Raw genomic sequence first — 15147 nt, 5'->3', positions numbered from 1 at the left:
TATTTGGGACTATATTTGTTTTAAAGAGATTGAGGTGAATCTAATTTCATTGAATCTATCATAATTTTAATATTTTTTGAATTACCTTTAACAGATAGTTTCACTTTTTCAATTTCCAATGTTTTTGAAAAATCTTCATTTCCTATTGAACCAATTAACTGATCTAATTCATTAGTCCATGTAATGTTAGTAGCTTGAATCATTGCCTTGATCGTAGGTATATCTGCGTAGCCAGTATACATAATTCCATTAATTGCTTTTCCGTTTTCTCCTAACATGACACTTACCCATTTCATATCTTGATCTAATTTATCTACTTCTTTAGGGTAATAAAACCTATATGTATTGGATTGCTTTTCTCGTTCAAGATTAAATGGAAGAATTTCAATACCTTGTGTTGATAAATTACTCTTAATTTTATTATAGTTCTTTAAATATTCTTCTACTGTCATATGTTTAAGTGCAATTTTTTCTTTTACATCCACTGGTTCTTTTTCGGGTGCTTCTATTTTGTTGAGAGTATCTTTGTGTTCTATATCTGTGCAACCTAAAAGGCTAGCCGCTATCAGAAAGGTTACGAGTATAAGTATTTTCCTTGGCATAAAAATCTCTCCTTAAGTGATATAGGGAAAATGTCGAAAGAGTTGATATTCTTAACAATTTCGGCATTTTTTAAGTTTGGATACTTAATGTTTTTTATAACGAAAAAGAATCATTTATATGATCTAATTGATTTAAGAAAGAACAGTACAATTAGTCCTGAAATAAATAATAAGACCCCATTTATTAATAAGATTAATGGTGGACCATATATGTCAGCGAAAAATGAGGAGATTGCTAAAGCAACTGGTGATGCAATACTCGTAAGAGAACCAAGTGTTCCAAAAGTCCTTCCCTGTAAATCAGGATCTACCTCAACTTTAATAATCACATTGACAAGCAATGTACAAAATGAAAAAAGTATTCCTAAGAGGAGAATTAATGGTACTGCATAAAGAACAGATGGAGCAAAAGATAGCCCTACAAAGATTGGAGCTAGTAAAACCATGCTAAGGATTATCCACCAACCCCGTCGATGTAACTTATTATCAAAAAAGATAATAATGCCTGCACCTAACATATAACCTATTGGAATGCTAGATTCAATTATCCCAAATTCAATCGGATTTGCCTTCCACACTTTTACAGACATTACTTGAATAAGCATTAATGAAGCAGTGAAAAATGTGATTAAAGTAGGCGAGAGTATAATAACAGATTTAGCAAAAGGGTTCTGCCATATATACTTGAATCCTGCAACAAGGTCCTCCTGAAATGAATTTTTGATTCCTGTTTTTTTTGTAGAATTAGGAAACTTTCCACTTAACAACACTAAAATAGCGGATAACATAAAAGTAACTGCGTCAACTGAGATAGCAATGCTACCACCAAATGCTGCAACTACAACTCCTCCTATTGCTAGCCCTGAAATACGGGATATATTATCTGCTACATTTAATACTCCAGTAGCTTGTTGAACTTTGTCTTTTCCTACAATATCAACTAAGGAAGCATGGAATGCAGGAGACTGAAATAATCCTGCACAAGAAGTAAGGGCGGTTAAGATAATAATAAGAATGAAGGGAGTACCGGGTATTGCAATACAAAATGCGATGCTTAGTATTAAAAGACTTCTTATTATATCTGTTATCCACATTAGTTTTCTGCGATCTACCCTATCTGCGACAGTACCTGCAATGGAAGAAAACAACATGCTCATGACCATATGAGTTATGGCAATTGTAGACATTAATTTGGCACTTCCTGTTGCTTGCAGTACCCAGAGGTTTAAAGCAATACTGTGAAATGAATTTCCAAACATTGATAAGGTATAACCTGTAAATACAAAAGTAAATGTACGATTTTTCCATAATGTCTTTTTCGAAGAAGCAGCAAGAGCGGAATCTAATTCGACCCGTTGTTGCATAGTATTGTCACCTCACAAATTTAAGTATTTAATTTATAAAAATTTGTTTGCAAACTAATAGTGGTGAACATTAGTAATCAAGTGAATTAGATGATTAATTAAATGGAATCTAATTGTAAAAGAGCTATATTAATATAAGATATTGTTATTTTGAGGTAAAAACGGTAGGTATGAAATGGATTTAAGTACATAGATGTTGGAAAAATAAAACGCAATATAAATTGACCATAGAAATCTTAGAATGTAAGTGGATTTAAATTGTTATGAAATTAAATTACGAGAAAATATCTACTAATGGCATTATTAAATTTGTAGAAGTACATCTTTAATTAAGAAAATTTCAAATAGCATTTAGGAAGGAACATTTTAACTGTACAATACTGTTTTAAATTTTATATAAGATTTTTACAAATAAAATATTTCTCCAGATTATTTTGAAATTTCTTTACGGCTTTCCCCTAGGTTTTTAATCTTTGTAAGAGGGGAATCTATATTTATATTTTATAGTTTATTTTGGAATATAAGATTGGTATTAGTAGTATAAATAGTATTTTTATTAATAATCTAGTATTTATTTTTAATACTCCTCTCCGCATAAAGTTTTACCAAATATTTTCAGGTGAATATTACCAAATAAAAAATGTTTTGTCTATGTATTTTATTGGGGCTATATTTTGTAAGCATAATTCTATGTAAGAATTTTCTATATTCACCCTTCTTATATAATGACATTTTTTCCCTTACTTCGACATAAATCAAATGGTACAGTTTATAGGACAAATATAGAAACCACTTGTAGACATTATTTTGTATAAAAAATTGAGTCGAAACATGAGTTACTAGTTAGGGGGCGAAATATATTGTAACTATTTTTCAAATAGTACTTAAGGGTAGAGTGCTAAATGTTTGAAAATAGCTGGTAAATGCTTCTATGGGATGGAGGTTGTCATTTGAAAGAAAAAGATAAGCTTAAGATGAAAAGGAACAACGTTAATTTCTCTAAAGATATAATATATCAAATTGTAACTGACAGATTCCATAATGGATGTCCATCATATAATCCAAAAGGAGAGTTATACGATGAATCTAGGGAAAATAAAAAGAAATACTTTGGTGGGGATTGGATAGGGATTATTGAAAAATTAAATACAAATTATTTTACTAAACTAGGTGTGACGTCATTATGGATATCACAACCGGTAGAAAATATCTTTACACCAATAAATGATTTGGTAGGAAGTACTTCATATCATGGGTATTGGGCTCGTGATTTTAAAAGAACAAATCCTTTTTTTGGGACATTTGAAGACTTTCAAACCTTAATAACAACTGCTCATGCAAAAGATATAAAAATTATTATGGATTTTGCACCTAATCACACTTCACCTGCATTACATGATGATGTAACCTATGCTGAAAATGGTAGATTATATGATAATGGATTGTTACTTGGTGGATACGATAATGATTACAATCATTATTTTCATCATAATGGTGGGACGGATTTTGAAGAATATGAAGATGGAGTTTATCGTAATTTATTTGATCTTGCAGATCTAAATCACCAAAATATAGCTATTGATTTGTATTTTAAAGAAGCTATTAAACTATGGCTAGACCAAGGGATAGATGGTATACGAGTTGACGCAGTAAAACACATGTCATATGGCTGGCAAAAAAGTTGGCTAAATTCAATCTATAATTATAGACCAGTATTTATTTTTGGTGAATGGTATATCAATCCGAATGAATATGACCATAGAAATGTTCATTTTGCAAATAATAGTGGTATGAGTTTATTAGACTTTAGTTTTGCTCATAAAGTGCGTGAAGTTTTTCGAGATGGAATGGATTCTATGCATGGGTTACACAAAATGATTAAAGAAACATATCAAATTTATAATGATGTAAATAATCTTGTTACTTTTATTGATAATCATGATATGGACCGTTTTCACATTAATGGACAAAGTAAACGTAGAATAGAACAATCATTAGCATTTTTGTTAACTTCAAGGGGAATACCTTCTGTATACTACGGTACAGAGCAATATATGGTTGGAAATGGAGATCCGAACAATCGTGGTCAAATGGAATCTTTTGATGTGAATACAGATAACTTTAAGATAATACAATCTTTATCTTCGCTTCGTAGTTTAAATTATGCACTTCCATATGGAAATACCAAAGAAAGATATATAACGGATGATATTTATGTATATGAAAGGTACTTTGGAAGTGATGTGGTATTAATAGCGTTGAATCGAAATTTAACAGAAGGATATGAAATAAAAGATGTTAAAACACTTCTTCCTTCTAGAGAGTATACGGACATATTAGATGGCCTTTTAGATGGTGAAGCAATTAGAGTTGAAAATAATAATATAGATTCATTATGGCTTGGACCTGGGTCAGTACATGTTTGGCACCATAAAGGAGTAAATAGTATACCTTTAATAGGAACTGTGGGACATAAAATGACAACAGTTGGTCAAATAATTTGTATTGAAGGATGTGGCTTTACTTCTAAAAAAGGATCAGTATTATTTGAGGAAAAAGAGGCGGAAGTTGTTTCATGGTCATATATTAGTATAAAAGTAAAAGTTCCAGCAGTGAACGATGGTAAATATGGAATTACTGTTGTAACAGATACAGGAACTAGGAGTAATATCTATAAACATGTAGAGGTCTTAAATACAAAGCAAGTTTGTATTCGATTTGTTATTGAAAATGGATATGAAATACCAGAGAGTGAAGTATTTATAATAGGGAACACATATTCATTAGGAAATATGAATCCTTGCAAGGCAGTAGGGCCATTTTTTAATCAAATAATGTATCAATTTCCTACTGGCTATTTTGATATAAGTGTTGCGGCTGATACCTTGCTTGAATTTAAATTTATTAGAAAGATCAATAACAAACTATTTATTGAAGGCGGGGAGAATCATAAGTATCAAACTCCCGGTTTTGGAACTGGAGAGGTGGTTGTAAAGTGGCAGACTGCAGAAAAAACCATCTTGGTGGAGTCTTAAATATATGAGTCTACTTTTTTACAATTGTAATTAAAACGGAGGATTTCATTCTGGTAGCTAAAACAAAATCTTATACTAAAAAAATCCTCTTAAAAGTTAATAAAGGATAAGGTTTTAAAGCTAAAAAATTTGAAGAGAACTGTATTAATGCAAGTGAAAAATAGAAAGTTGGAGGTTACTATGGAACGAACTTCTAAAGTGATTACGATTGAAAATTTTCATTCTGAAATACTTAAGAATAGTAGAAAATTATTTATATATTTACCACCTGGTTATGAAAGCAATTCGGATCAAAAGTATCCTGTATTATATATGCATGCTGGGCAACGATTGTTTGAACCAGTAGTAAAAAATGATGAATCATGGAATGTTCATAAAACGACTGATATGTTAATTTATGAAGGTAAAATTCAGGAAATAATCATAGTAGGTATAGCACATAAAAGAATTATAGAAAATAATGAGTTTTGTCATTTCATTTCACCAGATAAACATATAGAATGCTCAGGTTTATTATATGAAAAATTTATAATCAATGAGGTGAAACCTTACATTGATGAAAATTTTAGAACATTAACTAATGCTGAAAATACAGCTCTAATAGGGTCATCAGCAGGTGGCTTATCAACTTATAATATTGGTTTCCGCAATCCTGAAGTGTTTGGGAAAATTGGGATGTTATCTCCATTCTTTGTGAAAGTTGAAGATGATCATTCGGAATTAAAATTATATGAAATGTATGAAGGAAAAAAAGACTTGAAAATATGGATGGATATAGGTAGTGCGGAAGGTTTTTTCTTGGTAAAACATGTGAGAGATATTGCAGAAACTTTATTGAAGAATGGTTACAAATATAGAGATGATTTAATTTTTTATCAGGATCCAAATGGTGCACATTTTGAGAAAGACTGGGGAGAACGTATGCATCTACCATTAATATATTTCTTTGGAGATGTTGGTAATATAGTTAATGTTACATTAGATGGTCGAGATATAGTTGGATTAACTGGAATGAAAGTGAAAATTAATCCAATTGTTACGTACGATAGTGGTTTTGAAATGAGTGTTTTAGATGGCGTATTTTTAGTTGATAACTCAGATGTGCTAGAGGTTATGGGGGATGGAACAATTATACCTAAGAAAATAGGAGAAGCCGAAGTTACCTTTGTGACAAAAGGTGTAAAAGGAATACCTAAAAAATATAAGGTAATAGAAACATTATCAGAATTTGTAGATGTTTCTGTAACAGTCGAAGTACCTGAAAATACACCAGTTGGTGAACGAATTTATATGAGTGTAGGCATGATACTAGATAGAATAGAAAAAAATCGTTTTGCAGGGAATTTTAAAGTACCAAGGGACCTTGCATGCAGGTTTAAGTTTTCAAGAGGCTTTAGGCTCTTTGAAGTGGATAAATTAGGACAACCTATTCCAAATAGAAAATTTAAAGCTACTAAGGACTTACAGTTGAATTATACTGTTGAGAACTGGATAGGGCTGTAAAAAAATAAATACGGGGTGAGTGCTGTAGTGAAAATGAAAGAATTAATTCCAACTTTTGATGTCCCTTATTATTATTCATGCTATATACCAATTCTTCACGATAAATTAAAAAGTATGGGTAGCATTAGTTACATGAGTTTAATAGCGAATGAAGAGTTATATAGTATACCAGCATATCGTATGGATACTATCACATCGGTACCTTCTGTAGCAAGATATACACAGTTGTTAGAATATAATCAAACATTTCTTGTGGAAAAACATGTATATTCTAATTTCGAAAAGGGGCTTCAATATATAAAAGAATGTTTGAATCGTCAAGAAGTATTTATTGCCTTAGGAAGCACCTTTTTTCTACCATATAGTAATGATTATTTGAACCCCAAATTTATAAAAAGTCATATAGATGTCCATACGGATAAATATGTTACAGACCATTACCTCGCAATTAACAAACTTACAGAAGATAGAGTATTTGTTCAAGATCCAGTTCCTAATAAATTTATGGGTGAGATATCAATGGAGGATTTCCATTCTTTTTGGAAAGGAGGAAAAGCTATACCTGAATTGGCTCAAGCAAAAGGTATAGAAAGGATTTCATCTTACTCATCAATTGATGTAATTATACAAGAAAAAATAAGCATGGAAAATCTTAGAGATATTTTTTTAAGAACACTAAAAAAAATATCAAGTGAGTATGTTCGAGGTTTAGTTATGCAAAAAAACAATAAGATATATTATTTTGGTAAGATTGCAGCCCTTGAACTTAAAGAAAATATAAATGAAGATTTTCATAAACAAAGAAATATGTTCCCTTTGTATTTGAAATGTTTATTTGATATGAGATGGAGTAGATATTTTTTGTATGACTTACTTATAGACATGAACGAGTTATTTAAAGATAAATTTATTCATATTACTAGTGAGTTAATGAATATAAAACAATCATGGGAAAGACTTTATAAGATTGCACATATTAAATTATTAAAAAAAGATAGTAACTTAAGTGATCTCGAATCTTTTAATTTGATAATGATGGATATTATTAATAGAGAGTGTGTCTTGCATGAGAATATTTTATTTCTTCTGCAACATAATTATAGTCTTCAATCTTAATAGGGAAGAGATAATTGGGAGAAGTAGAGTAAGGCTACTACGTATACTGACAAACTTTATCAGTAGAAGAAGTGTATTTAGTGTTCATGTTATACAGTACTAGAGTTGCTGGAAGGGAATCTTCATAGTAAAAAGATGATTCATAAAAGGAGTGTATTTACTTGAAAGGTACAAATAAAGAAAAAATTATTCAGATTGTATTGTGCTGTGTTGAAGAAGTGAATGAAAATTTTGAAAATAAAATTGATCTTGAAAAAGGCTTGAAAGCACATCTTTATGATTGGGAGGGGTATTTAGATTCGTTAGGGCTGGTATCTTTACTGGTAAGTATTGAACAAGGCTTAGAAGATGAATTGGGTTTATCAGTTGATTTGGTGAATTTAGATACAATGTCACAACATAATAGCCCATTTAAAACAATAGAAGCATTAGTTGCGTATATTTTAGAATGCCAGGAACAGTTAAAATCTCTAACATAACAAAATATTAAAGAAGAACATTTAAAAGGAGGTTAGGTATGTATATTGATTTTTTATTTGAAAGGTTTGAAATGAATAAAGAATGCGAAGCCATTGTTTGGAAGGAGAAAACCTACACATATGAGTGGTTTCTAAATCAAATAAAGATTTATACAAGGGAGTTAAATGAACATCGAAAGATAGATTATACAACAGTCGCTTTGGAAGCTGATTATTCTCCATACTCTATAGCAATGTTTTTAGCACTTATTGAATTAGGATGTACTGTAGTACCAATCTTAAATTCTTTGGTTGACAGTAAGAAGGAAGAATACTATGAAATAGTTGAATTAGAAAATGTAATTAAAGTTGAAAGCGGAAGCTTTGAAATAATCAATAAACAAAGGGATTACATTCAAAATGAATTATTATTACAACTGAAAAAGTTAAAACATCCAGGATTAGTATTGTTTTCATCTGGTACAACTGGACGTAGTAAAGCAATTGTACATGATTTTACATTACTTCAAAAGAAGTACAGTGTCGCAAGGAGTGCAAAACGTGTTATACCATTTATGTTATTTGATCATATTGGAGGGGTTAATACTCTCTTCCAAATTATTTCTAGCTTAGGGTGTTTGGTAATAATTGATGATCGTACCCCTAATCGAGTATGTAACATGATTGAGAAACATCAGGTACAAGCTTTACCTGCATCACCAACTTTTATAAATTTACTTATACTGAGCGAGGTTTATAAAAAGTATAATTTAAATAGTTTACAGACTATTTCTTATGGATCAGAAGTTATGCCTGAGGCTACACTAAGTAAAATAAACGAAATATTTCCTCATGTTAAAATTACACAAATGTATGGGTTATCAGAATATGGGGTTTTATATTCGAAATCTAAATCTAATGACTCTTTGTGGATCAAACTAAGTGATGAGAATATTGAGTCAAGAATTGTGGATGGAATGTTGCAGATTAAATCAATGTCTACAATGATTGGTTATATTAATGCTCCAAGTCCATTTACCAAGGATGGCTGGCTTATGACAGGAGATATGGTGGAAGTAGATGGAGATTATATTAAAATTTTAGGAAGAAAATCAGAGATTATAAATATTGGCGGAGAAAAAGTATTTCCAGCTGAAGTTGAAAATGTAGTACAACTAATGGATGGAGTAGAAGAGGTTGCTGTTGTTGGTGAAAAAAATGCAATCACAGGACAAATGGTTAAGGCTGTGGTTAAATTAAATACAAATGAAAGTGTAAGTGAATTTAGAAAGCGATTAAGAGAGTTCTGTAAAGATAAACTACCATTATATAAGATTCCACAGAAAGTGGTATTAACAACTGAGAAAATGCATACAGAGCGTTTTAAAAAAGATAAGAAGGTATTTATGTAACCGAAAGTTGAAGTCCTTTTTATACAATAATTTAAAATTAAATTATAAACCCCTTATATTTTGAAAAGAAATTTTCAAAATATAAGGGGTTCTTTTTGTTTTTTTCGGATCTAAATTGAGTAATTAATATAAATAAGCTTCTCCGCAAAATAAGAATTTACGTGTTGAGGAGAAACTTTATGTTTACAGAGTTTGTTGTTGTTTATTATTACAATTCGATAGAAAGCGATCTAATGAAATAGATTGACTTTTATTTACTACAAAAAATAAAGAAACAGCCAATAATAATAACTAAAATTCATACCCTCCTATAAATCCTTGATCAAATTTTACAGTAATAATGGCTCCTACCATAAGTAAAGAAAATAAGGTTGAAATAATTCGTGTACAAAGCCCCAGAATAACTAAAATTCCACCCACTAGTTCAAGAATTGCTACTGGATATGCAAGCCAATCAAATATTCCTAGGCTGTTGAAAAAATTTTCTGTATAATGAATGCCATCTTGAAATTTTATGAGTCCATGTGCAAAAAAAGTTAACCCTAATACTAATCTAATAATGAAAAAACTTAACTCATTTTTGTTTGACAATTGATTTTCCTCCATTCAATGATTTTGAAGTCCTTTTAGCTATAGATTTTTCCTTTTCCTTATTCTAATTATCTATATATGATATAGAATCAAAAGACAGTATATTTTTTTGCTTTGCAACTTTACTACTTGATCACTTTTTGTTTATCGGAATAAGGTTCTATCCTTTTAATATTTATTTCTATATCATGAAGTGCTGTATTGTTAATGGATCCTTCAATTATTCCAAATGTTTTATTTAGGATGTGACCAGCACTTTTAAACCCAACATAATGTCCACGAACCATACGTGGAAAACATGCACCAAACATGCCTTGTACTGTTATAATTGATCGGAAATGTAGAACCTCAGTAATTAATGTTCCTATCATTGCTATTTTCATTTTACTATTTGGAGGTACTTTAATAGAATGTTCAATTGAAGGAGAGGTATGAATTGCTTTTGAATTGCTTTCTCCTACAAAAGTTGAAATATTAAATTCATTACCCGATTGAAATTTACCTGCAATGATAAGATCTGATTTTAAAGTTAAACCTGTAATAGATTTCGAAGTCCAAGATTGTATATTGGCCCATTGTTCTTTTATTGTGACTAAAATCTCTTTTTCTTCATTATTAGGATTACATACAAATTGTTCCTGTAGGGTTATTTTATCTATTGAAGGTTTTTCAAGATCTCGAAATATAAAAGGTCCCAGCATTTTATAACAAGCGTGATCATAACATTCAGTAATAGCGGGTTTATTATGAATTGGAAACGTCTCATTATTTACTGCAATTTCATCAGGAAGTATTCCATAAAGATCTTTAAACGCGTCCATTATGGAATCTGTAGTTGAATCTAATGAATCTAGATCTGAAAAAGATAATTTTTCTTGTATAATCATACTAATGCTCCTTGCCTATTTGTGTATTTTATTTGTTTGATCGTGGTCAAAAAACAATAAAAATATGAAGAAGAGATAAATTAATTAATAGTTTGACAGATACAATAATCAATAACTTTTGAGAATAAATTCCATTTTCTGATGGGGGATTCCTATCAATTAATACTCGTTAGAAATTTATAAATATTTGATTGAATTTTAGGGAAATAGAGGTTGTTATTGAAAATCAAACTAAGGATAAAGTTATGGAACGCATTAATAAACGGATTATTAAGTATGGAAAATAATGGATAAATAGCAGAGAGATGAATACGAATGAAAGAAAATCTTGTGAATCATAAAGAATTTAAGAGTTAGAGATATAAATAACAGCACAGATAAGGTTGAAGAAACGTACAAAAGGTTATATTAACTCTAGCTAAATGATAAAAGCCCTGCAGGGGATGCAGGGCAAGACTAAGGGTATTGAAGAATTGTCGATTCTATAAGTAAAGGACTTCTTGGAATGTTATAAGTTTAACACGTAATATATTAAAATAATATATAAAGATGTTACGTAAATGTGAATGTAAAGAACTCAGATGAAAAACATGAAAAAGTTGATAATCCATAGAAGTTATAAGGGATTATGCTTGTAATGGAGTCTTTATATAGTAAATAAGACAGGCTTTTGTTTGTCATAATATCCGTGAATCTAGTAGAATGCACCGCCTAATAGACAGGTTCCTGGATATTACGATGCATGAAAGCATCAAAAAAGCCCGTACAGAAGCACAGGCCGGTTGAAACACATATCGGTAACTAAATATTAACAGAAATACTTAGTAAGTACTATTGAAAAAATAAAAAACTGCTTTTCCCCTAAGACGGTTTGAAGAAAACACATATAATAAAGCACTTATATTATACCAAATATTTTCTCGTACCTTAAATTAAGGAGGAATGTGGAAATGATTGAAAATCTAGTGTTAATTGGCAATCATCATGATTCATCAGCCAATAAATGCTATTGGAAATTGCGAAAGGTATTCTCAAGAGATTTATTAAGTTGATGAGTATTTTTATTTTGATGGTGATTATACACATAACTCAACGGAATGAGTTGACAAAATAAAATTGCTGAAAACTTTTAAAGAAGTGGATATTGTAGTAATTGTTGAAAAGGTTAAAGATAAAAATTTTGAAAAAGATGATGTGCAACTTCATTTAGTGGAGATTACTATTAATGTTAAAGGAAAGAATATCGGGTATAAATCGGCTTCAGCTAGTATATTTATTGATTTAAAAAGTCTATCAATAAAGCTATTCAATATTAATATATAGTATATATTAATCATCCAACAGAAGTGCTTTTTTACTTCTTTTATAGAATCTACACATTAAATATATATTTATACGCATTGCATTGTTACTACAAGCTAAGAAATAGTAATAAAAAGACGGTACTGATGAAACAGTATAAAAATAAAAAGAATCCTAATAGGGGTAATTCTTTATGAAAGTTGAGCATGACAAACCTCCTTGGATATATAGGATATTTTAATATATTGTTGGTCTATTTAAAAGGAAAAACATAATTTTGTACATTGGATTGGAGGATATCTATATAAATAGGTAGAATCTAATTATTTGGTTCACATTTTAATCCAAGGGGTACAAATTCGATGCGACATGAAAAGGATTTGTTGAAACAATGGAAGGCGGATTTGCAAGCTATTCAAGAAGAGAAAAGGCTGAAGAAGAAGGCTAAGAAAAAGAATAAGAAATATAGCATTCCAGGTAATACGGCTGACTTCATGGATGGTAAGAATACTTATCGTAAAGATAATGGGGTATGGAAGCAAAGAAATAAATAATGTGAGGATAAATAAGTTTGATCAAGTTTATAGCAATTATAGGAGGCGCTGTCGTAAGCTGAGAGGCGTCTTGTTTGTTGTTAATATTACAAACAAATGCACACAAAATTAAGATGCCCAACGAGAATGAATAGATCTTGCTAAACAATGTGACGTATACAACTGTTCATATTATTAGGCGTTGGCTGTATCGTGTTTGGTATTGTTATTATGTAGAAAAAAGAGAATGGCGAGCATCTAAATAGGATGCTTTTTCTTTGTTATGTAGAAATCATAAATTAAACGTGAAATTAAATGAGAGTTCACTTTATATAAATGTACTTTTTATCTTTACCTTATTTTAATGTTCCGTATAAGACAGAATCATTATAAAATAAAGGATTCCATATAAAAACTTACTCTATAGAAATTTAAATCCCTAATCCCATAGGGTATTTCTAGCATAAAGAGAGAATATCGGGATCAACGAAATTCAAAAATAGAAGAGCGGTGATTTCCTTATCTAAAAAAACACAAAGAAAGTTCGCGCGAAATACCAATTTTACGAATAATAAGATGTATAAATAAAAATCTAATACGGTATTTAGGGATTTCGAGCTCGTTATCATGTAGATCTGTATATTGGTATGTATCTATATAATTCATGCTTTATATAGAAATCATTAAATGTTAAGTTAGTCATTAATATTTTTTATAGTAAATTACATTTTAATTTATAAGATTATTTCTTAAGTTCATCTAATTAACCTCTCATAATCATGCTTAAATTAGCCAATTCATGTTAGATACCGAATTTTAAACTGTTTTCATATATTGATTATTTGTATGAATTTATATATAAAAATTGTTTTATTTTACATACATTTATATGTAGTTTTTACACTAATTTTTATAGCTTAATACAGATTTATCACGTGCTTATCTATAATTTTATTAGAATGACTACACTATCCTTATTTAATTTCGATTATATTCTAGCATCCCATAATTTAATTATGTAAATAAGTATGTGTAAAAATTGAATTTAACGCGAACTTGTGTTCGTATCCATTTTCTGTTATAGTATATATGAGGTGATTTTTATGGATTACAGTAAACAACGTCAAAAATCAGTACATCGTAAAAAATTATATGAGAATTTAAATGAAATGCCCTTTTACATAGAAGAATTTGTGGAGTACAAAGAATTGCATGATGCCTCTCCCTCCACCCTACTAAATTATGTATATGATTTTAGAGTCTTCTTTAATTGGCTATTATCTGAACAAATTATTGAATTTAAGCCCATTAAAGACATATCCTTCTCTGATTTGGAGAATTTAAAGAAAAAAGATATTGAGAACTTTATGAGATTTCTAAAACTACAACAAAACATGCAGAATTCCTCTGTTAACAGAAAAATTTCGGCCTTAAAGTCTTTATTTAAGTACCTCACCTCCCTATCAGAGAATGAAGATGGAGAATGCTATTTTTATAGAAATGTAATGGCTAAAATTGAAATACATAAAGATAAAGAAACATTAAATGCTCGTGCAAAACGTATGAGATCTAAAATATTCCATAATGATGATGATCAAGAATTTCTGAATTATGTTAAGTACGAACATGAAAAATCTTTAACAAAACATCAGTTATTCTATTTCCTAAGAGATAAGGAGCGTGATGTAGCTATCCTCTCCCTCTTTCTTGGTAGTGGTATTCGTGTAAGTGAATTGGCAGACCTCCGCATGGAAGATATAAACTTAAAGGAAAGACTAATTGATGTAATCCGAAAAGGAAACAAAGAAGATTCCGTTTGGATTACCCCAATTGCATTAAATGATCTTGAAAAATATATGGAGATTAGAGATAACAAATATGCTCCAGGGAAAGAATTACAAAATGTATTCTTATCGAAGTATAAACATACTGCACAGCCTCTTTCTGTTAGGGCTATCCAAGATATAGTAGAAAAATATACTAAAGCCTTTGGCAAAAAAATGTCTCCTCATAAATTACGACATACATTGGCAAATAAGTTATATATGGAAGAAAAAGACTCATTACAAGTGATGCAGCAACTTGGGCATACCAGTCAAGATACAGCTTTGCTATATACACAACTTGGGGAAACAACTATTAAAGATAGTTTAGGCAGAATAGGAAAGAATAAAGAATAAGGGTTTAGCAATTTTGTATTGCTGAACCCTTATTCTTTTCCCTATCCAAAAACAACAAGGGTTTAAATATTATATATATTTCTCTTGAAATGTAGTTTTATTATATAAAAAATACATAATATAAATTTTACATTAATTGGTTTATAAAACATTTCATATTTACT

11 protein-coding genes and 1 pseudogene are annotated in these 15147 nt (G+C 29.9%); 8 read left to right on the top strand and 4 right to left on the bottom strand.

The features are described 5' to 3' along the window. Nucleotides 1–20 precede the first annotated feature (20 nt). Nucleotides 21–602 (bottom strand): hypothetical protein, encoded by a 582-nt coding sequence (locus tag MR160_RS06895; protein ID WP_242297145.1) that lies wholly within the window; start codon nt 600–602, stop codon nt 21–23. A 110-nt stretch (nt 603–712) separates the two neighbouring features. Further along, on the bottom strand, nt 713–1966 hold the full coding sequence (locus MR160_RS06890; RefSeq protein WP_242297144.1) for an MFS transporter: 1254 nt from the start codon (nt 1964–1966) through the stop codon (nt 713–715). A gap of 950 nt (nt 1967–2916) precedes the next feature. Here MR160_RS06890 and MR160_RS06885 point away from each other — a divergent pair. From MR160_RS06885 to MR160_RS06865, 5 genes are all read left to right on the top strand, one after another. Beyond that, nucleotides 2917–5001 carry an alpha-amylase family glycosyl hydrolase gene (locus tag MR160_RS06885; protein WP_242297143.1) on the top strand — a complete coding sequence of 695 codons (2085 nt, stop codon included), beginning with the start codon at nt 2917–2919 and terminating at the stop codon, nt 4999–5001. 180 nt (nt 5002–5181) lie between these two features. Beyond that, the gene (locus MR160_RS06880; protein ID WP_242297142.1) at nt 5182–6504 is read left to right on the top strand and encodes an alpha/beta hydrolase; all 1323 of its coding nucleotides are present in this window, start codon (nt 5182–5184) and stop codon (nt 6502–6504) included. A gap of 27 nt (nt 6505–6531) precedes the next feature. Further along, nucleotides 6532–7620, top strand: coding sequence for a cysteine peptidase family C39 domain-containing protein (locus tag MR160_RS06875; RefSeq protein ID WP_346670362.1), 1089 nt, complete (start codon nt 6532–6534; stop codon nt 7618–7620). A gap of 161 nt (nt 7621–7781) precedes the next feature. Further along, complete coding sequence (locus MR160_RS06870; RefSeq protein WP_242297141.1) at nt 7782–8099, top strand: acyl carrier protein; 318 nt, start codon at nt 7782–7784, stop codon at nt 8097–8099. A 38-nt stretch (nt 8100–8137) separates the two neighbouring features. After that, the gene (locus MR160_RS06865) at nt 8138–9490 is read left to right on the top strand and encodes an ANL family adenylate-forming protein (RefSeq protein WP_242297140.1); all 1353 of its coding nucleotides are present in this window, start codon (nt 8138–8140) and stop codon (nt 9488–9490) included. A 183-nt stretch (nt 9491–9673) separates the two neighbouring features. On the opposite strand, the pseudogene MR160_RS06860 reads toward MR160_RS06865, so the two are convergent. Continuing rightward, nucleotides 9674–10096: pseudogene (locus tag MR160_RS06860) on the bottom strand (DoxX family protein). Between the two features lie 110 nt (nt 10097–10206). Next, nucleotides 10207–10968 carry a hydralysin-2 gene (locus MR160_RS06855; protein WP_242297139.1) on the bottom strand — a complete coding sequence of 254 codons (762 nt, stop codon included), beginning with the start codon at nt 10966–10968 and terminating at the stop codon, nt 10207–10209. A 1110-nt stretch (nt 10969–12078) separates the two neighbouring features. Here MR160_RS06855 and MR160_RS06850 point away from each other — a divergent pair. The 3 genes from MR160_RS06850 (at nt 12079) to xerS (ending at nt 14983) form a co-directional block, all read left to right on the top strand. Next, complete coding sequence (locus tag MR160_RS06850) at nt 12079–12291, top strand: hypothetical protein (RefSeq protein WP_242297174.1); 213 nt, start codon at nt 12079–12081, stop codon at nt 12289–12291. Nucleotides 12292–12632: 341 nt separating this feature from the next. Further along, nucleotides 12633–12824 carry a hypothetical protein gene (locus tag MR160_RS06845; protein WP_001215520.1) on the top strand — a complete coding sequence of 64 codons (192 nt, stop codon included), beginning with the start codon at nt 12633–12635 and terminating at the stop codon, nt 12822–12824. Nucleotides 12825–13906: 1082 nt separating this feature from the next. Then, nucleotides 13907–14983 (top strand): tyrosine recombinase XerS, encoded by a 1077-nt coding sequence (gene xerS / locus MR160_RS06840; RefSeq protein ID WP_242297138.1) that lies wholly within the window; start codon nt 13907–13909, stop codon nt 14981–14983. Nucleotides 14984–15147: the final 164 nt, after the last annotated feature.

The sequence above is a fragment of the Bacillus cereus group sp. BfR-BA-01382 genome, assembly GCF_022663475.1.
Classification (GTDB): Bacteria; Bacillota; Bacilli; order Bacillales; family Bacillaceae_G; genus Bacillus_A; species Bacillus_A thuringiensis_S.
The sequence above is the reverse complement of the archived record's forward strand: the minus strand, read 5'-3'. Positions and strand labels throughout refer to the sequence as shown.